We start from the raw sequence: 23,759 nt of genomic DNA on the forward strand, positions 1-23,759 counted from the left end.
AGGATCCGCTGACAGCCGTGCGACTACCAGCTCGATGTACTGTCCCTGGCCGACGCGGCCACCTCGGGTGAACGATCGGCGCAGGCGGTACTGGCAAGCCTCGGTCGCTCGCGGTAGCGGAGGAGTTTGCTTATCCTCCATGATCATGACCGGCCGAGCGGATCATGGAGCCGAGCTCTTCCGCAGCGATCCTCGCCCACCGGACTTCATCGAACACCGGCGGTATGCCTCGTACCAGGCGTGGCGACAGCTCGTGATCGGTGGCCACATCGACCACGAGCGGCTGGTGGGTGACCTGCTCGGCATCAGCCGCTATGTCCACTCTCGGTATGCCTACGCATATACGATTCACGAAGTCCTGCCGGAATTTTCGCGAAGTCGGCTCACGGCTGCCCTGGGTGATGTGATTGCCCGTCTCCCGATGGAGTCGGCCGTCCGAATCCCGGTGGACGAAGCTGTTGTCCGGCTCGTGGCGTTCTTCGGGCCGGTGCCGATGGAGTGGCTGTCGGACTCCGTCCTGCGCACCGTGTTCTCCGGTATCCGGCCTCGGGATGTGGACTTCGCCGGGTCCACCGATTCTCTCGTGGCACTGGACAAAATCTCGGTGACGGACACGCGGCGACTGTGCCTCATCCTGCGCGACGTCCCCGATGCGCAATTGCTGTGCACGGCCCGGCTGATGCGACCGGACCTGCTCGAGGCGGTGCATGCGGCATTCGACTCCACCGACGGTGCATGGGCCGTCTTGACCTACCTGGCCCGTGATTTTCCGCCCCCCGTCGATATCCCTACCCCGGACAGCCCACGGATCCTGGCCGGTCTGATCACCCTCGCCGAAGGCAAGCCGGGCGACACCGTCTCGCACGGCCTGTTCCCCAGCACCATCACGAAACTCGCCCGCCTATGCCTGGCGTCGACAGGGCACTACCCTCCCGCCCAGGTCCTCGATGCGGCGCGAAGTGCCTACGACAGGAGGCGTCCCTACTATGCACACGACGCCGTGGCCTGCGCCCTCGCACACCCGGCAATCTCCGCTGCCGAGCGTGCCGACCTCATCCGTCACCTGTCCGGACACGACGGCCACGGGCCAGTAGCCCGTGGCCGGCGGGCTCGAAAGAAGTTCTCGCGCATAATCCGATGGGGCAGCCGTCAACGCTGACAGCACCGCGGCCGGGTGACCTCAGCCGACAAGGGACGGCAGTACCAGCTCCCGATACCGCCGCTTCATCGTCTCGATCACCTCGTGGCCGTCGCTCGACCACACCGTGGCGTTGAAGATCTCGACTTCCACGTCGCCGCGGTACCCGGCGTCGCGGACCCAGCGTCCGATGGTCGCGAAGTCGATGACGCCGTCGCCCATCATGCCCCGGGACAGCAGCGGGTCGGCGGTCATCGGGTTCAGCCAGTCGCACACCTGGTACGAGCTGATCCGCCCGGCCGCACCGGCCTGCGCGATCTGTTCCGCCAGGGTCGGGTCCCACCAGAGATGGAAGGTGTCGACCACGACACCCACCGTCTCGGCCGGATGCGGCGCTGCCATCGAGAGTGCCTGTGCCAGTGTGGAAATCACGGCACGATCGGCACAGAACATGGGGTGCAGCGGTTCCAGCGCCAGGCGTACGCCGCGTTCGGCGGCGTAGGGGACCAGGAGCGCGAGCCGCTCCTCGACCCGTGCTCGGGCGCCCGCGAGATCCCGATCGGGGATCCCGCCCATCACCATCACCAGTTCCCGCGTGCCGAGTGTCGCCGCGTCGTCGATCGCACGGCGGTTGTCGTCGAGCGCGGCCGGTCCGTCTTCCCGCCCGGTCAGGAAGCCGCCGCGGCACAGACTGGAGACGCGCAGACCCGCGTCGGCCACGATCTTCGCCGCGGTGGTGGCCCCGAGCTCGTCGACCCGATCACGCCACAGCCCGATCGCGCCGAGCCCGGCCCTGGCCGCACCGTCCACCGCCTCGGCCAGGGTCCACCGCTTGGTCGTCGCGGTGTTCAGCGACAGCGACCGGTACGGCGCTGCCGAGTCGTACGGGACCTGCTGCGCGACAACCGATGTCATGATCCGAGTCCGTTCAGTTCGAGGTACAGCCGCATACGGTGCGCGGCCAGTTCGGGGTCCGACAGCAGCCCGGCCCGGTCGGCGAGCCGGAAGAGCTCGGCCAGGTGCGGGACGGAACGGCCCGTGGACAACCCGCCGACCATGGAGAAGCCGGGCTGACGACCGTTGAGCCACGACAGGAACGCGATCCCGGTCTTGTAGTAGTAGGTCGGCGCCGCGAAGATATGCCGTCCGAGTTCCTGTGTGCCGGCGAGTATTTCGGATGCGCGTGCGACGTTGCCGTTGTCGAGTTCCTGCAGTGCGGTGGAGGCGGCCGGATAGATCGCCGCGAAGATGCCGAGCAGTGCGTCCGAATGTCCCTGCGTATCACCGACGATGAGCTCGGGGTAGTTGAAATCGTCACCGGTGTAGAGCCGGACCCCCGCGGGCAAGGCGCGCCGCAGCGCGATCTCGTGTCCGGCATCAAGCAGCGAGACCTTGACGCCGTCGATCTTCGACCTGTTGTTCTCGATGAGCGTCCGGAAAGTCTCGGTGGCGGTGGCGATGTCGTCGCTACCCCAATAACCGTGCAGCGCGGGATCGAACATGGTGCCGAGCCAGTGCAGGATCACCGGCCGGTCGACACCCGCCAGCAGTCGCTCGTAGACGTCCACATAGTCGGCCGCCGACTCCGCGACCCGCACGAGAGCCCGCGATGCCATCACGATCACCTGCGCGCCCGCCTCGGTCACCACATCGATCTGCTCACGGTAGGCGTCGACGATCCTGGTGAGCCCGGCCGGTCCGGCGGGCAGGCCGTCGAGGTCGAGCTGATCGGTGCCCGCACCGCATGCGAGCCTGCCACCGGTGGAGGCGGCCTCGCCGCCGGAGCGCCGGATCAATTCGGCGGTGGTCCGCCAGTCGAGGCCCATCCCGCGCTGCGCGGTGTCCATGGCATCGGCGACACCGAGTCCGTAGGACCACAGCTCGTGCCGGTAGGCCAGCGTCGCGTCCCAGTCGATCGTCACGGGCGCGCTCGGCGTGTTGTCGGCCGTGGCGCGCGGAATCACATGCGCGGCTGCGAAAGCCACCCGCGAGGTGATCGGCCGGGTCGGCCGCGTCCACGCACCCGGAGCGCCGAGGACGTACCGTTCGAGCCGGTCACCCGCGGGCAGCAGCACCGACACATCTGTCGAGGCCGCGGTCACAGCGTGACCTCCGGAATCTCGATGCGGCGGCCTTCGGCGGAGCTGCGCAGGCCGAGTTCGGCGAGCTGGACACCGCGGGCGGCGGAGAGCAGCCCGTAGCGGTGCGGCCGCTCGTGCACCACGTCGGCGAGGAACTCCTCCCACTGCAATTTGAAGCCGTTGTCCAGGTCGGCGTTCGCCGGCACCTCGAGCCATTGATCGCGGAACGGTTCGGTGACCGGAAGATCCGGGTTCCACACGGGTTTGGGCGTATGCGAGCGATGCTGTGCGACACATTTGCGCAATCCGGCCACGGCCGAACCATGCGTACCGTCGATCTGGAACTCGACGAGCTCGTCGCGGTACACCCGCACCGCCCACGACGAATTGATCTGCGCGACAACGCCGTTGGCCATCTCGAAGATGCCGTAGGCGGCATCGTCGGCGGTGGCGTCGTACGGCTTGCCCTGCTCGTCCCACCGGGTGGGGATATGGGTCGTCGCCTTCGCGGTGACCGCCTCGACCTTGCCGAGTAGCCCCTCGAGCACGTAGTTCCAATGGCAGAACATGTCGACGACGATGCCGCCGCCGTCCTCGGCGCGGTAGTTCCAGCTGGGCCGCTGGGCGGGTTGGCCGTCACCTTCGAAGACCCAGTAGCCGAATTCGCCACGCAGCGACAGGATCCGCCCGAAGAAGCCCTCGTCGACCAGCCTGCGCAATTTCACCAGGCCGGGCAGATAGAGCTTGTCGTGCACGACACCCGCGGTGACGCCCGCGTTCGCGGCGACCCTGGCGAGTTCTACGGCCTCGGTGAGTGTTTCGGCGGTCGGTTTCTCGGTGAACACGTGCTTGCCCGCCTTCATCGCCGCCGCGAGCGCCTCGGCGCGCCGGGATGTGACCTGTGCGTCGAAATAGATGTCGACGGACGGGTCGGCGATGACGGCGGCGGCATCGGTGCTCCATTCGGCGATACCGTGCTGTGCCGCGAGTTCGGCCAGCTTGGTGGCATTGCGGCCCACGAGGATGGGCTCCACCTGGACGCGGCGGCCGTCCGGGAGCAGGAGGCCGCCTGCGTCGCGGATCGGCAGGATCGAGCGCACGAGGTGCTGGCGGTAACCCATGCGCCCGGTGACGCCGTTCATGGCGATGCGGAGCGTGCGTGGGGGAGTGGAATCGGGCATTGTTCTGTGCCTCTTCTGATTTGCGTGGCTGACGACCCGCAGAATGGGTCGCGGACGGTGCGGAGAAACTCCGCACACGGCGATGGACAAGTCAGCTCGGAATGCGCTTTCCAAGCTATGCTAAGTCACCGAGTCCGGTCAACCCCACCCCGAACCGAGGGAACGAGGCACGAAGTCATGGCGGCTGTGAGATTGCAAGACGTCGCGATCCGGGCGGGCGTCTCCCAGGCGACCGCCTCGCGCGTGCTCAACGGGTCGTCGCGGGTGCCCGGCGAAGGCGTGGCCGACCGGGTCCGTGCCGCCGCCGCGGAGCTCGGCTATGTGCCGAATGCCCAGGCCCAGGCCCTGGCGCGGTCGTCGACCGGGCTGATCGGGCTCGTCGTGCACGACATCGCCGACCCCTACTTCTCCTCGATCGTGCAGGGGGTGCAGACGGCGGCGCGCCGGGCGGGCAAGCTCGTCCTGCTGGCCAGCACACAACGCGATTTCGACATCGAGCGCGAATCGGTGAGCACGTTCATCTCGCACCGCGCCGACGCGATCATCCTCGCGGGATCGCGCCAGAGCGGCGATCTCGACCGCGATCTCGAGCAGGAGTGCGCGCGGTATCTGGACAACAACGGCAAGGTGGTCGTCGTCGGGCAGCCGCTGTCCTTCGGTGCCGCCGTCGAGCCCGAAAACTATGTGGCGTCAGCCGAATTGGCGCACGCACTCCTCGGTCAGGGGCATCGCGACTTCGCGGTGATCGGCGGCCCCGGCCACATCAGGACCGCCGTCGACCGGCGCAACGGCTTCGTCGAGGCGCTCGCGTCACAGGGTGTGACACCGCTGGTCGAGATCGCGGGAGACTTCTCCCGCGACGGTGGTTTCAGCGCGGCGCGTCGCCTCGCCGCGGCCCTGGATCTGCGCCACGGGCAGCCGGTCCCGCCCTGCGTCTTCGCCGTGAGCGACGTGATGGCGATCGGGGCGATCGCGGCCTGGCGCGAGCTCGGCTTGGCGGTACCCGACGATGTCTGCGTAGCCGGGTTCGACGACATTCCCACGCTGCGCGACCACGTACCAGGGCTCTCGACGGTGGCGCTGTCGCTGGTGGACATCGGCGAACGGGCCGTCGCGCTCGCGCTCGACGACACCGCAACGTCCTCGCGTGCACACGAATTCGTGCCCGGCCGGGTGATCCTGCGCGACAGTAGCGTTTTGCACCGCCCCTGACCTGGTCCGATTCGAAACCCTTGACACTGTGGGTCGGGTCACACTAGCCTCGGATCCAGCTTCGGAAAGCGCATTCCCAGCGGGTGCAGTTCGAATCCCGCTCCACTACTAGCTTTAGGACTCCAGATGGCGGTAGTCACGTCCGTCGAGGCCGGTTCCCCCGCACCGAAAGCGGCGCAACCTGTTCGCCCCCGGCGCCGAAAGCTCCCATCCCCGGCCGGTCTCTGGTCGACCGTCTGGCGGCCACTCGCCCTGGTGGCGGTGCTCGTCGTCGCCTGGTGGGCCGTCACGAAATTCGAGCTCGTCGAGCCCTACATCCTGCCGTCGCCCGCCGATACCTGGCGCACCACCGTCGACAACTCGGCGTACCTGCTCGAGAACACCTGGGTCACCACCTACGAAACCGTGGTCGGCTTCATCATCGCCGCACTGATCGGCGAAGCCGTCGCCCTGGTGATGATCTATTCGCGTGGCGTCGAGCGAACGATGTACCCGCTCATCCTTTTCGCGCAGGTCATCCCGAAAATCGCGATCGCCCCGCTGTTCATCGTCTGGCTCGGCTTCGGCACCAGCCCCAAGATTCTCGTCGCCGTGTTGATGGCGTTCTTCCCGATCGTCATCTCCGGTATGGCCGGCCTGCGCTCGGTCGACCCGGAGATCCTCGAACTCACCTCCACCATGGGCGCGAGCAATTGGAAGACATTCGTGAAAGTGCGTTTTCCGGCGTCGCTGCCGCAATTGATGTCCGGACTCAAGATCGCCGCCACCCTCGCCGTCACCGGTGCCGTCGTCGGGGAATTCGTCGGCGCCAACGAAGGTCTGGGCTATGTGATTCTGCAGGCCAACGGAAACATCGACACCGCAATGCTGTTCGCGGCCCTGATCATCATGTCGCTGCTCGGCATCATCCTGTTCGCGATCATCGAGATCGCCGAACAGTTCCTCATTCCCTGGCACGCCTCCCGTCGATCCACGGCCTCGGTCGTCGGGGCGGCTTGAGCATGCCGAACCACCGTATTCGCGCCACAGCTGGAGAACTCGCATGAAATTCCGAACACGCACACTCACGTCCATCGGGGCCGCCGCGGTGGCATCGGTGCTGGTGTTGACCGGCTGCGGCGGCGGCGCCACCGAAGCCAAGGAGCCCGGCACCGACGGCAAGACCACCCCGGTGTCGCTGATGCTCAACTGGTACCCCTACGGCGAGCACGCCCCGTTCTATTACGGAGTGCAGGAAGGTATTTTCGCCAAGCACGGCATCGATCTGAAGATCTCGGCCGGCCAGGGGTCGACGAAGACCACGCAGGCCACCGGTTCCGAGCAGACCGATTTCGGCTGGGCCGATACGCCCGCCGTCCTCAGCAATATCGACAAGGGCGTCAAGGTCAAGAGCGTCGGCGTCTTCCTGCAGACCACGCCGTCGGCGGTGCAGGTGTTCGCCGATTCGAATATCCGGACGCCGGCCGACCTGGTGGGCAAGACCATCGCCGTCTCCGCGGGCGACGCACCGACCACCACCTTCCCGGTCTATCTCGACAAGGCAGGCGTACCCGCCGATCAGGTCACCCAGCAGAGCCTCGACTCCGCGGGCAAGATGTCGGCGATGCTCTCGGGCCGCGTCGACGGGCTGATCGGCTTCGCGCACGACCAAGGTCCCACCATCGCGAACAAGAGCGGCAAAGAGGTGCGCTACCTGCGGTATTCGGAGCAGGGACTCAACTTCTTCAGCAACGGCCTGATCGCGAACCAGGCCACCATCGACTCCTCGCCCAAACTGGTGCAGGCCATGGTCGACGCGACCAGCGAGGCCTTCGCCGCCGCGGCAGCAAAACCCGAGGCCGCGGTCGCCGCGATGGAAGGCAAGGACCCGCAACTGCCGCCGCAGCCGGTGCTGCTGCAGCAGTGGCAGCAGACCATCCCGCTGCTCACCACCCCGGAAACCGTCGGCAAGGCGCCGGGAACCAATGCCGAGGCGAACTGGCGCGCCACCGTCGAGGTGCTCAGCAACGCCGAGCTCCTCGAGCAGGCCGAGGACCCGGCCAAGTACTGGGACTCCAAATTCACCCCGACCAGCCGGCCGTGACGGAACAGGTGACGAAATGAGCACACCCACCGACACCCGCACCGGCACCGCGGTCGCCGTAGACGGGCTGACCGTAAGGTTCTCCTCCACCCGCGGTGAGGTCACCGCCCTGCACAATGTCGACCTCCACGTCCGTCGCGGCGAATTCGTGTCGATCGTCGGCCCGTCCGGTTGCGGCAAATCGACGCTACTGAAAGTCGTCGCGGGCCTCACCGACCCGAGCGGGGGCAGCGTCGAACTCGGCGGAGCCTCCGTGCGGGGGCCGCAGCGCGATATCGGTTACGTATTCCAGCGTGCCGCGCTGCTGGAATGGCGAACCGTACGCAAGAACATCCTGCTGCAGGCAGAGATGCGCGGCATGGACAAGCGGGCAGCGGCCGCCGAATGTGATCGGCTCATCGAGATGACCGGCCTCGGCGGCTTCGAGAACGCCCTGCCGCACGAACTCTCCGGTGGTATGCAGCAACGGGTTTCGCTGTGCCGAGCCCTGCTGCACCGACCGGAAGTGCTGCTGATGGACGAGCCGTTCGGCGCACTCGACGCGCTCACCCGGGAACGGATGAACGTCGAACTGCACCGCATCTGGCGGGAGACGGGTACCACGGTCCTGCTGGTCACGCATTCGGTGGCCGAGGCCGTCTATCTCGCCAATCGGGTGGTCGTGATGAGTCCACGGCCGGGCAAGATCATCGAATTGCTCGATGTCGACCTGCCCGCGCACCGCGACTACGCCACGACGATGGAGACGCCGGAATTCATCACCGTCGCCAACCGGGTCCGGGAACTGCTCGGCGCGGTAGCGCAAGCGGACTGAGATCCGGACCGCAGAGAGGACGTCGACCACGTGAGGGTTCTGGTCGCCCCGGACAAATTCAAAGGCAGCCTCACCGCGGCCGAGGTCGCCGACCGCCTGGCCGACGGCTTGGCGGAGGCGGGGATCGACAGCCTGCGGATGCCGATGGCCGACGGCGGCGACGGAAGCGTCGACGCGGCGGTCGCGGCCGGTTTCACGCCGCATCCGGTGACGGTGGCCGGGGCGTCGGGAACCCCGACGTACGCGCGGATCGCCGTCGGCGACGGCACCGCCGTCGTCGAGGTCGCGAGCACCTGCGGCCTCGCCACCCTGCCGAACGGCCGGAAGCTGCCGCTGGACGCGAGCAGTCTCGGTGTGGGACAAGCGATCTCGCAGGCGCTGCGGCACCGGCCGCAACGCCTGGTCCTCGCACTCGGCGGCAGCGCCTGCACCGACGGTGGGATGGGGATGCTCACCGCGCTCGGCTTCACCTTCGCCGACGCGAGTGGACAGCGATTGCGCGCGTGTGGGCGGAGTCTCGCTCGCGTCCACACGGTCGACTCGTCGCGGGCGGTCCGGTTGAGCGAGGTGGACATCGTGGTCGCGAGCGATGTCACCAACCCATTGCTCGGACCGGACGGTGCGGCCGCCGTGTACGGCCCGCAGAAGGGCGCCACCGAGTCCGACGTCCGGTTTCTCGACGACGGACTGGGCAACCTGGTCCGCGCTTTCGTCCGCAGCGGCTATCCGGACGCGGCGGCTGTCGCGGTCGCGCCTGGTGCGGGCAGCGCGGGCGGGATCGGCTTCGCCGCCCTGCTGCTCGGCGGCACCATGGTCTCCGGTGCCGAGTTCTTTCTCGAACTGCTCGGATTCGACCGCCACCTGCCCGATGTCGACCTGGTGATCACCGGCGAGGGCAGCATCGATGAGCAGACCGCCCACGGAAAACTCCCCGCGGTTCTGGCCGGCCGCGCCTACCCCACCCCCGTCGTCGCGGTCGCCGGCCGCAACAGCCTGCCCCGCGACCATTGGCACCGAGCCGGTTTCACGGCCGTCTACTCTCTCGGCGACTACACCGACTCGAACACCGCCGAAGACCCGGACCTGACCAGCCGACTTCTCACCCGGATCGGCCGCGAGATCGCCTGCATCCCAGCGCTTTCCGGCTGATCGCCGTGGTGCGCACCGCCCTCGGCAGTGCGGAAATTCCCGGTTCATTCCCCGTCCGGGGTGTGGGAGTGCCCGGGCGGCCGGGTGAGGTCGTCGAGCACGACCAGGTTTCCACCGGACTGTTTCGCCTGGTACATCGCCGCGTCGGCGCACTGCAGCAAGCGGTCGGGGGTGGGGCGTGGGCAGTGCGGGCAGGCCGTCGCGTCGAAGACCGCGACGCCGATGCTGGCCGTCACGCCCACCTCGCTACCCGAGGGCGCGGCGACCACCCGGCAGAGGTGTTCGGCGACCTCGCGGGCGTCGGCCGCCGCGATCGGGGCGGCCACGACGAACTCCTCGCCGCCGGTCCGCGCCACCACCGACGAATCCGGGGTGGCTTCGCGCAGACGCCGGGCGGTTCGCATCAGCACGATGTCGCCGATGCGGTGACCCCAGGTGTCGTTGACGCTCTTGAACCGGTCCAGGTCGAAGGAGATGACGCAGACGGCGCGATGGTCCTCGACGAGTCGGGGGAGCCGGTTCTCGAGGCCCCGCCGGTTGAGCAGTTCGGTGAGGGGGTCCGAGAGCGACTCGATGCGCAGCAGCCAGTAGAGCAGCTGGAACGCGGGCACCGCGGTGATCACCGTCGCCAGCAGCAGACCCACCGCGACCGCGAGGGTGACGCCGTCCCCGCCCGTCGCGATCCGCACGGACAGCACCACCACCGACAGCACCGACCAGGCCGAATGCGCGGCCACCGCCCGTGCGCTGTGGAAGAAACTCAGATAACTGCCGGTCGCCAGCAGTAGTACGGCACCCATGGCGCCGAACAGGCGGTTGTGCACCTGGAGGAACTCGATCGTGAACAGCAGATCGGCGCAGGCGATCAGGACCAGCGACTCCGTTCTGCCGGGCCAGGGCAGCAGCCACCAGCGCGCGGCCCACAGCACGCCCGCCAGAACTCCGACAACGGACGCCCCGACGGGCGGCCCCGCGGGCGTGCCCGCGATCACCAGACCCATGACCGCGATCCCCGCACCGGCGGTGCCCATCAGCACCTTCAGCGGCAGCAACGCCGAGCGAGCGGCGAGGGTGCGCACCAGCCAGCGGTAGTCGACCGGGTCCTTCCACCAGGACCGCAGCGTCGTACCGCCACTCATCGACTCACCCTTGGACCCGACGGCATAGCCACCTCGTTCCTGCCGATTCCGGCGATCTCCCTATGTATCGATGCGCACGAGTTGCTTGCCGATATTGGCTCCGCCGAACAGGCCGCGCAGCGCGCTCGGCGCGGATTCGAGACCGTCGACGATGTTCTCGGCGACCACGAGCGCACCGTCGGCATGCCAGGTCGTCAGCCGCTCGAACGCCTCGGGGAAACGCTGGACGTAGTCGAGGAAGATGAAGCCCTCCATGCGCGCGCGACGCATGGCCAGCTCCATGTAGTTGCGGGGCCCGGCCGCCGGAGCGGTCGCGGTATAGCCGGAGGCGATGCCGCCACACAGCACCACCCGCGCATTCCTCGCCAGGTTGGCCAGGCCGGCCTCCAGGATGGTGCCGCCGACACCGTCGAAGAAGACATCGATACCGTCCGGCGCAGCCTCGGCCAGCCGCTCGGCCACGTTGTCGTGCTTGTAGTCGATGGCGACGTCGAGCTTCGCAGTCTCGGTCAGCCAGGCACATTTGGCCGGACCCCCGGCTATCCCGATCACCCGACAACCCAGGGCCTTGGCGATCTGCCCGGCCAGTGACCCGGTGGAACCGGCAGCCGCGGAAACCACGACGGTATCGCCGACTTCGGGTTTGCCGATATCGACCATCCCGAAGTAGGCGGTGAGCCCGTTCACCCCGAACGCACTCAGCATCAGTTTCGGGTCGATACCGTCGGGAACCACGTTCAAGCCGAACAATCCCTGCCCACCGGCGATGACGTGGTCCTGCCACCCGACCATTCCCACCACCCAGGACCCGACGGGATAGTCAGGGTTGTTCGAGGCCACAACCTCACCGGCACCGCTGCCACGCATCACCGTGTCCAGCGGCACCGGCTCGATATACCCGGCTTCCTCGTTGAGCCAACCCCGCTGAGTAGCGTCGATCCCCAGCCACCGCACCCGCACCAGCGCCTCCATGGGACCGGGTTCGGGTACTGGCGCACGCCGCAATTCGAAGTCGTTGTCGCTCAACGTGTTTCCCGGCCTGCGCCGAAGAATCCACTGCCGATTCTCGGTGTCACCCCACTGCTTTGTCACCACCGTTCGAGTCTGCCACCGACATCGGCCACGGCAGGCATGTGGCACGGCGGTGCGCGGATCGAGCCCAACGATGCTGTGGGCGGCGGACGAGCGGTGGAGGCGCGGTCGGCGAGCCGAGACCGACGTCGGCGACGGGCTCAGCGATCGGTCTGCGCCGGTAACTCGCTGTGGAAATCGCGCAGCGCGCCGGTGATCGCGACGAACACTCGGTGGGCCGCCTCGAGATCGGCAGCGGGCAGCTCGGCCATCGCAGCTCGGGTGCGGGTGCTGAGTGGCTCGAAGAATCCGGCCGCCACGGACATGCCGTGGTCGGTGTAGCCGAGGTGCACTCGTCGGCGGTCTGTGGCGTCGGGTACTCGCTCGAGATGGCCGGATTCGATCATCCGCTCGACGAGGTAGGTGACCGCGGGCGCGGAAATACCCATCAGTGTGCTCAGCCGACCCGCGGTCACCGGTGCGCCTTCGGCCTGTGCGGTTGCCACATGCATCAGGGCACGGAAGTCGTTGGGGCGCAGATCGTTCGACCGCGCGAAGACATGACCGATCTGTTCGGAGACCGCGGTCAGCGCGCGCAGATCGCGGGCGATCTCGGTTTCCAGCTCCGACCTGTCGCGAGCCGGATCGGTGTCCTCGGTGGTCTGGTCATCCAACGCATGTCTCCTCTCGATCCGGTTGCGAGCTTAGTCGCTTCCGCGGGCCGACATTGTCAGATAGTTAAGTTTCTGAAATAGTTGTCCGCGTGATGCGACTCAGCGACGGGCAGGGATGGGATCGATTCGCCCGGATGGTGACCGGGCGGCGATCGTGGGCGCTGCTACTCGCGGTGTTCGTGGCCGCGGTGGCTGTTATCGCGTCGGCGGGCAGCAACCAGAGCGCCGGGCAGGCGCCGGTGTCGTTGCCGTCCTCGGCGGAATCCGCTCGGGCCGCCGCTGCCGCCGACGACTTCCCTGGCGCGGACGAAGCCGCCGCGATCTTGGTGGCGACCCGCACCGATGACGGCGTGCTCACCTCGACCGACCTTGCCGCACTCGAGGCCGCGCTCACTCGGGCCGAGGTCTCCGCGTCGGGCGGTCCGCGCGTCGTCCCGGCGCCCGACGGCCGCGCCGCCATCGCTCAGATCCCGGTGCCTGCGGACCTCAACGGGTTCGCGCTGACCGATCGCGTCGACGAGCTGCGCACTACCCTCACCACGGACTTGCCCGAACCGCTGCGCGTGCAAGTGACCGGCGGTCCCGCCTTCGGCGCCGACATCGCCGACTCCTTCTCCGGTGCCAACACCCTGTTGCTGATCGTCACAGCGCTCGTGGTGATGGTGTTGCTGATCCTCACCTACCGCTCACCGGTGCTCTGGCTCGTCCCGTTGACGGTCGTCGGCCTGGCCGACCGCGTCGCCACCAGCGTCGGCACCGCACTGGCCCAGCTCACCGGTCTCACCTTCGACGGCTCGACCTCCGGTATCACCAGCGTGCTGGTCTTCGGCGCAGGCACGAACTACGCACTGTTGCTCGTCTCCCGGTACCGCGACGAACTGCATCGCCACGACGACCATCGCGACGCTCTGCGCGCCGCCGTGCGCCATGCCGCGCCCGCCATCCTGGCCAGCAATGTCACCGTTGTGCTCGCACTGCTGACTCTGCTGCTGGCCGCGCTGCCGAACACGCGCAGCCTCGGTGCGTTCGCGGCGGCCGGACTCTTCGTCGCGTTGATCTTCGTCCTCTTCGCCCTGCCCCCGGCCTTGGCGCTGTGCGGGCGAAAGATCTTCTGGCCGTTCGTGCCGCACGCCGACGGTCGCGACCCGGCCGAGCACGGCATCTGGGCGAACGTCGCCATGCGTGTGGTGCGCCGCCCGGCCCTCGTCGCCGGTGTCGCGTCGGCGGTCCTTGTGGTCTTCGCCGCAGGTCTCGCGACCACCGACATCGGCCTGTCACGCACCGAGCAGTTCCGGGTCGAAGCCGAATCCGTCGATGGACTACAGACCTTGGCCGAACACTTCCCCTCCGGCTCCGCCGACCCCGCCGTCGTGATCGCCCGCACGGCGGCCGCACCGTCGGTGCAGGCCGAGCTCGATACGGTGCCAGGGATTTCACGGGCGACCCGAACCGGAAACTCCGACACCGGTACGACGCGGTGGTCGGTGGTCCTCGATGCGCCGCCCGGCTCGGCCGACGCGTTCACCACCGTCGAGGCGATGCGGTCGGCACTCGGCGCGATCCCCAACGGTGCAGCGCTCGTCGGCGGCTCCGATGCCGAGGCCCTCGATATCCGCGACGCCGCGCGCCGGGACCAGGGACTGGTCATCCCGCTGATCCTGGTCGTCGTTCTGCTGGTGTTGCTGGCCCTTTTGCGCGCGGTTCCGGCGGCGGTGCTGCTCGTCGGCGTCACGGTCCTGAGCGCGCTCGCCGCCCTCGGTGCCGGCAGCTGGATCAGCGGCACCGTGTTCGGCTTCCCGGCTTTGGACACCAACGTGCCACTGTTCGGTTTCTTGTTCCTGGTCGCACTCGGCGTGGACTACACGATCTTCCTGGTGACCAGAGCGCGTGAGGAGGCAGCGGCCCACGGCACCACCCAGGGCATGGTCCGCGCCGTCGCATCCACCGGCGCGGTGATCACCAGCGCGGGCGCGGTTCTGGCCGCGGTGTTCTGCGTCCTGGGCGTACTTCCGTTGATCACCCTCACCCAGCTCGGCATCGTCGTCGGCATCGGCATCCTGCTCGACACTTTCGTGGTCAGAACCCTGGTGGTTCCGGCCCTGTTCGAACTCCTGGGTGACAAGGTCTGGTGGCCCTCGGCCCCCGAGAAGTAGCCGGGAACCAATGCAGGTGCTCGCGGCTTCGAGGCGGTCCCTCCGCGAGGTGTCAGGCGGAGATCAGCAGGGTGATACCCGCCACGACCAGTGCGATCGTCTTCACCACTTCCAGCGCGATATAGCCGTAATGGCCGAGTGAGCGAGGTGCGTCGAGCCCGGCCAGCACCGCGTCGCTGCGACGGCTCAGTCGCGGACGGACGGCGATCATCTGGACGGCGAGGGCGATCACCGCGACAGCGACAGCGCAACCGGCCGCGACGCCGGGAAGGCCGAGCGCCAACGTAACCACAAGAACTGCCGCCCAACAGGTTTCGACGATATTGAGCGCACGGAAAACGATCCTGCCGATACCGAGCCCGATCGCGAGGGTGACGTTCGGTGCGCGAAACTTGAGCGGCGCCTCGAGAAACGAGATGGCCAGCACCATGCCGAGCCAGACGAACACGACGGCGACAGCAACTGCCGATGCGGTACTCATGTCTTCGATTCTGGCGCACCCCCACCGCAGATGGCCGCGTGTCGCCGTTGCACCGTCGCGGGTGGATCGTCACCCAGCGACCACCGGTTGTGTTGTCTACCGGCGCAGAGCCGTTGAAAGGAAGAGGTCATGACGTCGTGGCATGGCGACTTGCCATTCGTCCGCACCACCGCCCCGCCCTACTATGCAGCAATTTTGACCACGGCCCTGTCGACCGATACCGCGGACTTGGCTGGATACGTCGAAGCAGCAGCGGAAATGGCGGACCTCGCAGCACAGGTCGACGGCTACCTGGGCATGGAGTTCGCCCGAGACGCGGGCTGTGGCATCACCGTGTCGTATTGGCGTGACCTGGATGCCCTACGGAGCTGGCGTGAGAACGTCGCACATGTCGCAGTGCAGCGCCAGGGACGCGAGCGGTTCTATCTCGGCTATCGGGCGCGGATATGCCATGTCGAACGCGAGTATGAATGGTCGCGGTCAACGGAACCCGGGTCGCGCTGATCGGCTTCACGCCGTTTCGTGCACCCGGTGACGCGCTGCTCACGACCTCCCGGCGCCGGGTCCATCGGCAACATAGAGTTGTCCCGCGCAAGTTCAAGCAGGAGGCGCTCCGCTGTGGGCGCAGGGTCGGATCGGCATTGCAGGCCGCGTTGCTCGTCGCAATACGCACGACAGGAGCGAAGGACTATGACCTCGGACTCGACAACTGGTGCGAACGGTTCACGTGATCAGACGCTGGTGATTCTCGGTGCGAGCGGCGATCTGACCGCGCGGCTGCTGCTGCCGGGGCTCGGTGCGCTGTTGACCACCGGCAGTGTGGACAAGCTTCAGCTCGTCGGCAGCGCGGTGGAAAGCTGGGACGACGACCGCTGGCGGACGCAGGTCACCGAGTCCTTCGCGACGGTGGACGCGCGTGGGCCGCAGGTGGAAGCCGTCGTCGCGACCACCCGCTATGTCAGGGCCGATGCCACCAACGAGAACGATCTGCGCGCGTTGCTCGACTCGTGCTCGGGTCAGCTGATCATCTATTTCGCGCTGCCGCCCGCCGTCACCGAGAAGGTCTGCCGCGTGCTCACCGGATTGGACCTGCCCGAAGGCACCCGGCTGGCGATCGAGAAGCCGTTCGGCAGTGACGCCGAGAGCGCCGCCGCGCTCAACGAACTGGTGACACAGCTGGTTCCGGAAGACCATGTGCACCGGATCGACCACTTCGTCGCCATGTCGACCGTCCTCAATATCCTGGGCGTGCGGTTCGCCAACCGCATGATCGAACCCCTGCTCAACAACCAGCACGTGCACAGCGTGGACGTGGTCTTCGACGAGAGCCTGACGCTGGAAGGCCGGGCCGCCTTCTACGACGGCACCGGCGCGCTGGCGGACATGATCCAGAGCCACCTGCTCGAGGTGCTGTCGCTGTTCGCGATGGAGCCCGTGCCGTCCCTGCACGGAGACGCCGTACGCGACGGGAAGGCTCAAATCTTGCGGGCCACCCGGGTCTGGGACGACAACCCGATCGAATACAGCCGCCGCGCCCGCTACACCGCGGGTGAGATCGACGGCCGTCAGGTGCCCTCCTTCGTGGACGAGGACGGCATCGACGGTTCCCGCAATACCGAGACCTTCGCCGAACTGGTGCTCGCGGTCGATACCTGGCGCTGGGCGGGGGTGCCGTTCCGGGTGCGCTCGGGCAAAGCGCTCGGCTCACCGCGCACCGAGGTGACGGTCACCTTCAAGCCGCCGCAACAAGTACCGGTCGGCATGACCGGCAGCCCGCAACCCAACCGGCTCCACATCGGAATACCCCTCGGCGCCAACACCTTCGGGCTCGACGTGAACATCAGTGGACCGGGCGACTCGTTCGAGATCGACCCGGTGAGCTTGGCCGGAGAGTTCGGCGCGGGCATGCTGCCGCCCTACGGCCAAGTTCTCCGGGGCGTGATCGAGGGCATCCCACCGCTGTCGGTCCGTGGCGACATGGCCGTCCAGTGCTGGCGCATCATCGAGCCGGTCCGCCAGGCTTGGCGCGAAAACCGGGTGCCGATAGGGGAATACGCGGCGGGCAGCACCGGCCCCGAGGGCTGGGCTCCGACCGGGCTCCCCGGCCAGGGGGAATGAGATGACGAGTTCGGAGAATTCGCAACTCGACGTTCCCAGCGCGGGATTGCGCATGGTCGCTCGGTGGGGACTGTGGATCAACCTCGCCACCTTCATGATCGGCTACGCCACGGGCGTCATTTCCGGTGCGTTGCTCTACATCCGAGGCGACCTCGACCTCCACGACGCCCAACAGGGCCTGGTGACAAGTATTCTGCTGCTCGGCGCGCTGGTCGCGGCCATGTTCACCGGCGGGCTCGCGGATCGATTCGGCCGCAAAATGGTGCTCGGCGGTGCCGGGCTGCTGTTCGCGGTCGGCTTCATCGTGTCGGCGCTGGCGACGGGATTCCCCCTGCTCGTCCTCGGCCGCCTGGTCATGGGCTTCGGCGTCGGCATCGCCTCGGCACTGGTTCCCACCTATCTGGGTGAGATCTCGCCGCCGCAGATCCGCGGTCGAATGCTCACGCTCAATCAGCTGCTGCAGACGGTCGGCATGCTGGTCGCCTACCTCGTGAACCTCGCCTTCAGCGGTAGCGGCGACTGGCGTGCGATGTTCTGGGTCGGCGCGATTCCGGCGGTCTTGCTGGTGCTGATCGTGAAACGGCTGCCGGAAACGCCCACCTGGCTGATCGCGCAGGGGCGTATCGACGAAGCACGAACCACCATCGGCTCGGTCGTCGGTGCGGCGGGCGCCGAGAAGGTGATCGAGCACTACCGCCACCAGGAAGCCGAACGCCAGCGGCTTCGGAAACAGGACAACAGTCCCGAGCAGAAGGGCTGGCGCGTGCTGCTGGCGCCCCGGGTCCGCCCCGCGCTGATCGTCGCGCTCGGACTCGCCGTCCTGCAGCAGTTCGTCGGCATCAACACCGTGCTCTACTACGCGCCGACGATCATGGAGGAGACCGGTCTCAGCGCCTCGAACTCGATCGTGTATTCGGTCATCATCGGCATCGTCAATCTCGCGATGACATTCGTCTCGCTGCGCTTGATCGACCGGCTCGGACGCCGACCGCTGCTACTGATCTCCCTGGTCGGAATGGGAATCTCGGTGGCACTGCTCGGTGTCTCGTTCATCGTCGATCTCGGTTCGGTGATCCTGCTGGTGTGCATGCTGGTGTTCGTGTCGTCCTTCGCCATCGGGATGGGCCCGGTGTTCTGGGTGATCCTCGCGGAGGTCTTCCCACCCGACGTGCAGGCGCAGGGCTCGGGCGCGGGCTCAGCGGTGAGCTGGTTGTCGAACTTCATCATGTCGACGGCCTTCCTGCCCCTCACCGGGGCGATCGGATCAGGACCCGTCTTCCTGATCTTCGCCGTGATCTGCCTGGTGGCCTTGATATTCGTCTACCGCCGGGTCCCCGAGACCAAGGATCGCGACTTCGCGCAGATCGACAAGGACCTGCAGGCCCGCGCCGGCAGGCACACCCCGAACGCTTCAGCGGCCTAATCACCGCAGGACGGGCGTCGCGCGTCGTGCGGTGGGGAGAGGTTCGTGCCGACCGGCGATTCGAATCGCTGGTCAGGCACAGTCGCTTTGCCATTCCGCGATGAACACCGGCGCGGACGTAGGAGCCATTCGTCGAGGGGCGTCCCACGAGGGGCCGCGGATTCGGTGCCGGGCTGGGTGCCGGAGTCGGGATCCATCTCACGACATTGCGGCGCGTCCCCGGAGTTCGCGGTACATACCGAGGATGCCGCGGATGGAGGATGTCACCGGGAGGTGGCCGTCGAGTGGCGTCCAGGCGTACCGCGCATGGGCGGTGAGCTGAATCGGTTCGAACGCCGCGACATCCACGGCGAAATGCAGTCGGCGGACGCGGTGTGCGTCGGGGGACAGGTAGTCGAAATCGCCGACGTGATGGCGGATCCCGGTGACGACAAGCCCTGTTTCCTCGCGCACCCCACGCGTCACCGCCGCGGCGAGGGTTTCGCCCGGCTTCACCGTGGCCCCGGGAAGCTTCAGCGGGACCTTGACCGGACCACTGTCGTGACGCTCCAGGAGTAGGACTGTTCCGTCGCGTTCGATGATCACACCGACTCTAGGAGCGGTGCCGTCGACCTCGACTTGGCGGGCCAGTTCTTCCAACTCCGATGCGGAGACCATGGGGCTTACCGACTTCCGATTCCGGAACCGACTCAGGCGGATCCGACGACTGTATCGATTGAATACGCTACTCCTCGACACCAGGTCGACGCGCTCGAAATGGGGCGGCCGTGGCAGCCGCGTTTCGCGTCGTGGGTCACCATGCTGTCGGCGAGGATCGGGAGGGTCACAGATCGGTGCGGAAAGCGCGCACGATCAGGTTGGCGGCCTCGGTGCAGATGGTGTCGGCCTCGGTGCGGGGGAGCGCGATCGTGCCGTACATCGACGCGTGCAGACCCTGCTGGACGAGAAGCGAGACGAACTGACGGGCCGCGGTCGAGGGATCCTCGACGTCGAGTTCGCTGCGGGAACGCAGCAGGTCGGCGATCTGGGCCACCAGCTGTTTCGGTTCGCCGTCGGCGCAGGCGGGGCGCAGTGACGGGATCCGGGCCACCTCGCTGATGATGAGACGGCGCAGTGCGGACGCCCGCTCGTCGAGCAGCACCCGCAGGACGCGGTGGCCGATCTCGACGAGCGCGGCGGTGACGTCGGTGCGATCCGGCCCGGCGATCGCGGTACCGAAGGTCGCTGCCACCTGGGCGCGCTCGTGCTCGACCGCGGCCAGGAACAGGGTCTGTTTGTCGCCGAAGTGGTTGTAGGCGGTCTGTTTTGCCACGCCGGCCCGTTCGGCGATCACGTCGAGGGTTGCCCGCTCGTAGCCGTCGCGCAGGAATGTGTCGATCGCGGCGTCGAGGATGGCTCGACGCTTACCCGGATCGCCCCCTGGGGGGCGGCCGCCGGGTCCGGTCGATCGCGTTGCCGATGTCGACATGTCCGTCGGCGCCTTTCACGGATGAGTGGCCTGGGTCACCAAGATTACGGGTGGACGAGCCAGTCTATCTACTATTTACTGGACTGGACTGACTAGTCTAAGTAACTCGAGCCGCGGAGGATTCATGACGGCGACATCAACCGATCTACTGGCGCTCGACGCGGCGGCGCAGGACATGTTGTTCCGCACTGCCCGCACCGCCAACACGTTCACCGACGAACCGGTGACCGACGAGCAATTCCGGGCTGTCTACGAACTCGTGAAGTTCGGGCCGACCTCGATGAACCAGCAACCGCTGCGCGGTGTCCTCGTGCGGTCGGACGGAGCCAAGTCGAAGCTGGTCGAGGCGATGACAGACCGCAACAAGGACAAGACCGCGCGGGCGCCGCTGACGGTCGTGGTCGCGGCCGACCTCGACTTCCACGACGAGCTGCCCAAACTGGTTCCGTTCATGGAGAACCCGCAGAACGTCTTCGCCGATCCGGCGGTCCGTGAGCCCTCGGCCACGTTCAACGCCGCGTTGCAGGTGGCCTACCTCATCGTCGGCATTCGCGCGGCGGGTCTGGCCGCGGGCCCGATGGTCGGCTTCGACGGCGACGCCGTGCGACGCGAGTTCTTCCCCGACGGCAGGCATGTCCCGCTGTGCGTCATCAACATCGGCAAGCCGGGCCCGGACGCCTGGATGGGACGGCTGCCACGGCTGGAGTACGACGAGGTCTTCGCCACCGCCTGAATATCGCGCCGCGGCGCAACTCTGATCAGTGGATAGGCACAATGACTGCTACATCGAATATTTCGACCATTCCTGTACCCCACGCGGTCAACGACGCCGGGTCGGTGGCTCAGATTCTCCTGCACGCCGCCCGGCACCATCCCACGAGCGGCACGACCTACCTGCAGCGCACCGGCGACGGACCGACCGTGCGGGTGCACCGTTCATATCCCCAACTGCTCGACGAGGCCTTGTCGCTCACCGGCACGTTGCGCGACCGCGGGTTGCGTCCACAGTCGAAAGTCGCTCTCCTGCTCGATGATCACGAAGACTTCGTCACCGTGCTGTGGGCGTGTTTCCTCGGCGGGTTCGTGCCGTGTCCCATGGTCGCCCAGCCCACCGATCCGACCCGCTGGGCGAGCGCGTTGCGTCATGTCGACGAATTGCTGGAACGCCCACTCGTGGTGACGTCGCAGTCGATCGACGACACCATGCCCGCGGTTCCCGGGTTGGCGACGGTGACGGTGGAATCGTTGCGCACCGGCGAACACGAGCCCACCCCGTACCTCGCCTCCGCCGACGACCTCGCGCTGCTGGTCCTCACTTCCGGATCCACCGGAAACGCCAAAGCGGTGGCACTCACCCACGGCAATCTGCTCAGCTCCATGGCAGCCAAAGCCGCCGTCCAGCAGCTGAATCCCGACGACATCACCTTCAACTGGATCTCTTTCGATCACGTCGCGGCCCTGCTCGAAACGCATCTGCTGCCGCTGTATTGCGGTGCGCGACAGATCCATGCGCCGAGTGAGGTCGTGGCCGACGATCCGATGGAATTCCTGCGGATCGTCTCCCGCCACCGGGTGACCATGACTTTCACACCCAATTTCCTACTCGGACAACTGAATACGTTGTTCGAGCCCGACGTCGACGGCGCCCGTCTCGACCTGAGCTGCTTGCGGCATATCGTGAGCGGCGGCGAAGCCAATGTGGTCGCGACCGGAACACGGTTCCTCGAAACCTTTGCCGCCTATGGTCTACGCGAGACCGCGCTGTGGCCGGCGTTCGGGATGACCGAGACATGTGCGGGAAGTATCTACAATCGCGACTTCCCCGGGGCCGACACCGGGCAGGAGTTCGCCGCCGTCGGACATCCGGTGCCCGGATTACAGTTGCGGGTGGCCGACCAGGACGGGCGACCGCTGCCCGCGGGCGCCGCGGGGGAGGTGCAGCTGCGCGGCCCCATGGTCACCGGCGGCTATTTCAATAACGACGAGGCCACCCGCGCAGCGTTCACCGCCGACGGCTGGTTCCGCACGGGCGACCTCGGGCGGTTGGCCGACGGCCGGCTCACGCTGGTCGGTCGCAGCAAGGACAGCATCATCGTCAACGGCGTGAACTACTTCAGCCACGAGATCGAAACGGCCGTCGAAGAACTCGACGGCATCGCCCGTGGCTATGTGGCCGCGTTCCCGACGCGTCGCCCCGGCAGTGACACCGAACAGCTCGTGATCGCCCTGCACGCCGAGACCGCCGACGAAGCCGACCTGCATCGCCTACTGACGGCCGTCCGTTCCACGGTGGTGTTGCTGTGCGGGTTCCGCCCCGGATTCATTCTGCCCCTGAGCAAAGCGGACTTCCCGAAGACGAGCCTGGGCAAGACCTTGCGGCCGCGCATGCGCCAACAGCTCGAATCAGGCGGCTACGACCGCGTCATCGCCGACACCGCGGCACTCACGACCCGCCAGCTCGGCGGATACTCGGCACCGCAGGGGGGTACCGAGTCGATCCTGACCGCTGTCTACGCGGAGCTCTTCGATGTTCCGGCAACCGAAATCAGCGCCACGGCCAGCTTTTTCGACCTCGGTGGCACCTCGCTGGACATTCTTCGGCTGCAGCAGCAGATCGCCCGCCGCTTCGGCGTATCGGACCTGCCGATCATCGCCATCCTGACCGCACCGTCGGTGCGGGAGCTGGCAGCTGTCGTGGACGAGGGCGGTGGCGGGCCGCGCCGTTACGATCCGATCGTGGGGTTGCAGACCAGTGGTACGAAGACGCCGCTGTTCTGTGTGCACCCCGGTGTCGGTGAGGTGCTGGTGTTCGTCAATCTTGCCAAGTACTTCGTCGGAGACCGTCCGTTCTACGCGCTGCGTGCCCGCGGTTTCAACAAGGGGGAGGAGCCGTTCCACACGTTCGAGGAGATGGTCGACGTCTATACGAGCGCCATTCGACGGCGGCAACCGCACGGTCCGTATGCCCTGGCCGGTTATTCCTTCGGCGCCGCGGTAGCGTTCGAGATCGCCAAGCGGCTCGAAGCCGACGGGGAACGGGTCGATTTCCTCGGCAGCTTCAACCTGCCACCGCACATCAAATACCGCATGGACGAGCTCGATTTCACCGAGACCGCGACGAATCTCGCGATGTTCCTCGACCTGGTCACCAAGCGGCAGGCCGTCGAACTGCCCGCCGAACTGCGAGCGCTGTCCAAGGGGAACCAGCTCGCGCGCCTGATCGAACTCGCCCCGCCCGACCGCGTCGCCGAACTCGACCTGGATCTGACGAAGTTCACGGCGTGGGCCGAACTCGCCGACGGGCTCACCGGCCTCGGCCGCACGTACACGCCGAGCGGCGCCGTTCGCTCGATGAGTGTGTTCTGCGCGGTCCCGTTGCGCGGCACCAAACAGGACTGGATCGACAACGAACTGCGCAGGTGGGACGAATTCACCACCGAGGCGAACCGCTACATCGATGTGCCCGGTGAGCACTACACATTGATGGGACCACGGCACGTCACCGCGTTCCAGTCCATTCTGCGCAAAGAACTCGACCGCGCGCTGGCACAGGCCGACGCCGACCGATAGGGAG

Annotated in this window: 21 protein-coding genes; 12 read left to right on the forward strand and 9 right to left on the reverse strand. The window is 67.2% G+C overall.

Annotated elements, in window-relative coordinates; translation table 11 throughout:
* Positions 1 to 145 precede the first annotated feature (145 nt).
* Positions 146 to 1,159: a hypothetical protein gene (locus tag LDL21_RS07325; RefSeq protein WP_225279343.1), complete on the forward strand. Its 1,014-nt coding sequence runs from the start codon at positions 146 to 148 to the stop codon at positions 1,157 to 1,159.
* A gap of 21 nt (positions 1,160 to 1,180) precedes the next feature.
* On the opposite strand, the gene LDL21_RS07330 is transcribed toward LDL21_RS07325, so the two are convergent.
* Genes LDL21_RS07330 through LDL21_RS07340 form a run of 3 tightly spaced genes read right to left on the reverse strand, consistent with a single transcriptional unit; the run spans position 1,181 to position 4,400 of the window.
* Positions 1,181 to 2,053, reverse strand: a complete 873-nt coding sequence (locus LDL21_RS07330; protein ID WP_225279344.1) for a sugar phosphate isomerase/epimerase family protein — start codon at positions 2,051 to 2,053, stop codon at positions 1,181 to 1,183.
* Positions 2,050 to 3,240, reverse strand: coding sequence for a dihydrodipicolinate synthase family protein (locus tag LDL21_RS07335; protein WP_225279345.1), 1,191 nt, complete (start codon positions 3,238 to 3,240; stop codon positions 2,050 to 2,052). The genes LDL21_RS07330 and LDL21_RS07335 overlap by 4 nt, the downstream gene beginning before the upstream one ends.
* Entirely contained in the window at positions 3,237 to 4,400 is a 1,164-nt protein-coding gene (locus LDL21_RS07340) for a Gfo/Idh/MocA family protein (protein ID WP_225279346.1), read from the reverse strand. The genes LDL21_RS07335 and LDL21_RS07340 overlap by 4 nt, the downstream gene beginning before the upstream one ends.
* Positions 4,401 to 4,577: 177 nt before the next feature.
* Between LDL21_RS07340 and LDL21_RS07345 the strand changes: the two genes are divergently transcribed.
* From LDL21_RS07345 to LDL21_RS07365, 5 genes are all read left to right on the forward strand, one after another.
* Complete coding sequence (locus tag LDL21_RS07345) at positions 4,578 to 5,612, forward strand: LacI family DNA-binding transcriptional regulator (RefSeq protein ID WP_225279347.1); 1,035 nt, start codon at positions 4,578 to 4,580, stop codon at positions 5,610 to 5,612.
* A 126-nt stretch (positions 5,613 to 5,738) separates the two neighbouring features.
* Complete coding sequence (locus LDL21_RS07350; protein WP_067494334.1) at positions 5,739 to 6,611, forward strand: ABC transporter permease; 873 nt, start codon at positions 5,739 to 5,741, stop codon at positions 6,609 to 6,611.
* 43 nt (positions 6,612 to 6,654) lie between these two features.
* Complete coding sequence (locus LDL21_RS07355; protein ID WP_225279348.1) at positions 6,655 to 7,695, forward strand: ABC transporter substrate-binding protein; 1,041 nt, start codon at positions 6,655 to 6,657, stop codon at positions 7,693 to 7,695.
* 16 nt (positions 7,696 to 7,711) lie between these two features.
* Positions 7,712 to 8,509 (forward strand): ABC transporter ATP-binding protein, encoded by a 798-nt coding sequence (locus tag LDL21_RS07360; protein ID WP_225279349.1) that lies wholly within the window; start codon positions 7,712 to 7,714, stop codon positions 8,507 to 8,509.
* A 30-nt stretch (positions 8,510 to 8,539) separates the two neighbouring features.
* Positions 8,540 to 9,658, forward strand: a complete 1,119-nt coding sequence (locus LDL21_RS07365) for a glycerate kinase (RefSeq protein ID WP_225279350.1) — start codon at positions 8,540 to 8,542, stop codon at positions 9,656 to 9,658.
* Positions 9,659 to 9,702: 44 nt separating this feature from the next.
* On the opposite strand, the gene LDL21_RS07370 is transcribed toward LDL21_RS07365, so the two are convergent.
* The 3 genes from LDL21_RS07370 to LDL21_RS07380 form a co-directional block, all read right to left on the reverse strand.
* A complete protein-coding gene (locus LDL21_RS07370; protein WP_225279351.1) occupies positions 9,703 to 10,797 on the reverse strand; it encodes a GGDEF domain-containing protein in 1,095 nt (364 codons plus the stop codon).
* A 60-nt stretch (positions 10,798 to 10,857) separates the two neighbouring features.
* The gene (locus LDL21_RS07375) at positions 10,858 to 11,892 is read right to left on the reverse strand and encodes an NADP-dependent oxidoreductase (RefSeq protein WP_225279352.1); all 1,035 of its coding nucleotides are present in this window, start codon (positions 11,890 to 11,892) and stop codon (positions 10,858 to 10,860) included.
* A 137-nt stretch (positions 11,893 to 12,029) separates the two neighbouring features.
* Complete coding sequence (locus LDL21_RS07380; RefSeq protein WP_225279353.1) at positions 12,030 to 12,542, reverse strand: MarR family winged helix-turn-helix transcriptional regulator; 513 nt, start codon at positions 12,540 to 12,542, stop codon at positions 12,030 to 12,032.
* A 92-nt stretch (positions 12,543 to 12,634) separates the two neighbouring features.
* On the opposite strand from LDL21_RS07380, the gene LDL21_RS07385 reads away from it, so the two are divergent.
* The gene (locus LDL21_RS07385) at positions 12,635 to 14,695 is read left to right on the forward strand and encodes an MMPL family transporter (protein ID WP_225280305.1); all 2,061 of its coding nucleotides are present in this window, start codon (positions 12,635 to 12,637) and stop codon (positions 14,693 to 14,695) included.
* Positions 14,696 to 14,747: 52 nt separating this feature from the next.
* Here the strand turns inward: LDL21_RS07385 and LDL21_RS07390 are convergent, their stop codons facing one another.
* On the reverse strand, positions 14,748 to 15,176 hold the full coding sequence (locus tag LDL21_RS07390) for a hypothetical protein (protein ID WP_225279354.1): 429 nt from the start codon (positions 15,174 to 15,176) through the stop codon (positions 14,748 to 14,750).
* A 129-nt stretch (positions 15,177 to 15,305) separates the two neighbouring features.
* Here LDL21_RS07390 and LDL21_RS07395 point away from each other — a divergent pair, with 129 nt between their 5' ends.
* From LDL21_RS07395 to LDL21_RS07405, 3 genes are all read left to right on the forward strand, one after another.
* Positions 15,306 to 15,680 carry an antibiotic biosynthesis monooxygenase family protein gene (locus LDL21_RS07395; RefSeq protein ID WP_225279355.1) on the forward strand — a complete coding sequence of 125 codons (375 nt, stop codon included), beginning with the start codon at positions 15,306 to 15,308 and terminating at the stop codon, positions 15,678 to 15,680.
* Between the two features lie 186 nt (positions 15,681 to 15,866).
* A complete protein-coding gene (locus LDL21_RS07400; RefSeq protein ID WP_225279356.1) occupies positions 15,867 to 17,294 on the forward strand; it encodes a glucose-6-phosphate dehydrogenase in 1,428 nt (475 codons plus the stop codon).
* Position 17,295: 1 nt separating this feature from the next.
* Entirely contained in the window at positions 17,296 to 18,717 is a 1,422-nt protein-coding gene (locus LDL21_RS07405; RefSeq protein WP_225279357.1) for a sugar porter family MFS transporter, read from the forward strand.
* Positions 18,718 to 18,915: 198 nt separating this feature from the next.
* On the opposite strand, the gene LDL21_RS07410 is transcribed toward LDL21_RS07405, so the two are convergent.
* Both LDL21_RS07410 and LDL21_RS07415 read right to left on the reverse strand, forming a co-directional pair.
* Entirely contained in the window at positions 18,916 to 19,374 is a 459-nt protein-coding gene (locus LDL21_RS07410) for an NUDIX hydrolase (protein WP_225279358.1), read from the reverse strand.
* Between the two features lie 166 nt (positions 19,375 to 19,540).
* Positions 19,541 to 20,185 carry a TetR/AcrR family transcriptional regulator gene (locus LDL21_RS07415; protein ID WP_225279359.1) on the reverse strand — a complete coding sequence of 215 codons (645 nt, stop codon included), beginning with the start codon at positions 20,183 to 20,185 and terminating at the stop codon, positions 19,541 to 19,543.
* Positions 20,186 to 20,309: 124 nt separating this feature from the next.
* Between LDL21_RS07415 and LDL21_RS07420 the strand changes: the two genes are divergently transcribed.
* Both LDL21_RS07420 and LDL21_RS07425 read left to right on the forward strand, forming a co-directional pair.
* A complete protein-coding gene (locus LDL21_RS07420; protein ID WP_225279360.1) occupies positions 20,310 to 20,918 on the forward strand; it encodes a malonic semialdehyde reductase in 609 nt (202 codons plus the stop codon).
* Positions 20,919 to 20,959: 41 nt separating this feature from the next.
* The gene (locus LDL21_RS07425) at positions 20,960 to 23,755 is read left to right on the forward strand and encodes a non-ribosomal peptide synthetase (protein WP_225279361.1); all 2,796 of its coding nucleotides are present in this window, start codon (positions 20,960 to 20,962) and stop codon (positions 23,753 to 23,755) included.
* Positions 23,756 to 23,759 lie beyond the last annotated feature (4 nt).

Origin of the sequence: Nocardia rosealba (genome assembly GCF_020216065.1) — a bacterium.
In the GTDB taxonomy this organism is placed as follows: Bacteria; Actinomycetota; Actinomycetes; order Mycobacteriales; family Mycobacteriaceae; genus Nocardia; species Nocardia rosealba.

What these genes read in the sequence shown, in the direction of transcription:
- LDL21_RS07325 (WP_225279343.1), top strand. Translation starts at nt 146, where the DNA reads ATGACCGGCCGAGCGGATCATGGAGCCGAGCTCTTCCGCAGCGATCCT.
- LDL21_RS07330 (WP_225279344.1), bottom strand. Translation starts at nt 2,053, where the DNA reads ATGACATCGGTTGTCGCGCAGCAGGTCCCGTACGACTCGGCAGCGCCG.
- LDL21_RS07340 (WP_225279346.1), bottom strand. Translation starts at nt 4,400, where the DNA reads ATGCCCGATTCCACTCCCCCACGCACGCTCCGCATCGCCATGAACGGC.
- LDL21_RS07345 (WP_225279347.1), top strand. Translation starts at nt 4,578, where the DNA reads ATGGCGGCTGTGAGATTGCAAGACGTCGCGATCCGGGCGGGCGTCTCC.
- LDL21_RS07350 (WP_067494334.1), top strand. Translation starts at nt 5,739, where the DNA reads ATGGCGGTAGTCACGTCCGTCGAGGCCGGTTCCCCCGCACCGAAAGCG.
- LDL21_RS07355 (WP_225279348.1), top strand. Translation starts at nt 6,655, where the DNA reads ATGAAATTCCGAACACGCACACTCACGTCCATCGGGGCCGCCGCGGTG.
- LDL21_RS07360 (WP_225279349.1), top strand. Translation starts at nt 7,712, where the DNA reads ATGAGCACACCCACCGACACCCGCACCGGCACCGCGGTCGCCGTAGAC.
- LDL21_RS07370 (WP_225279351.1), bottom strand. Translation starts at nt 10,797, where the DNA reads ATGAGTGGCGGTACGACGCTGCGGTCCTGGTGGAAGGACCCGGTCGAC.
- LDL21_RS07385 (WP_225280305.1), top strand. Translation starts at nt 12,635, where the DNA reads ATGCGACTCAGCGACGGGCAGGGATGGGATCGATTCGCCCGGATGGTG.
- LDL21_RS07390 (WP_225279354.1), bottom strand. Translation starts at nt 15,176, where the DNA reads ATGAGTACCGCATCGGCAGTTGCTGTCGCCGTCGTGTTCGTCTGGCTC.
- LDL21_RS07395 (WP_225279355.1), top strand. Translation starts at nt 15,306, where the DNA reads ATGACGTCGTGGCATGGCGACTTGCCATTCGTCCGCACCACCGCCCCG.
- LDL21_RS07400 (WP_225279356.1), top strand. Translation starts at nt 15,867, where the DNA reads ATGACCTCGGACTCGACAACTGGTGCGAACGGTTCACGTGATCAGACG.
- LDL21_RS07405 (WP_225279357.1), top strand. Translation starts at nt 17,296, where the DNA reads ATGACGAGTTCGGAGAATTCGCAACTCGACGTTCCCAGCGCGGGATTG.
- LDL21_RS07410 (WP_225279358.1), bottom strand. Translation starts at nt 19,374, where the DNA reads ATGGTCTCCGCATCGGAGTTGGAAGAACTGGCCCGCCAAGTCGAGGTC.
- LDL21_RS07415 (WP_225279359.1), bottom strand. Translation starts at nt 20,185, where the DNA reads ATGTCGACATCGGCAACGCGATCGACCGGACCCGGCGGCCGCCCCCCA.
- LDL21_RS07420 (WP_225279360.1), top strand. Translation starts at nt 20,310, where the DNA reads ATGACGGCGACATCAACCGATCTACTGGCGCTCGACGCGGCGGCGCAG.
- LDL21_RS07425 (WP_225279361.1), top strand. Translation starts at nt 20,960, where the DNA reads ATGACTGCTACATCGAATATTTCGACCATTCCTGTACCCCACGCGGTC.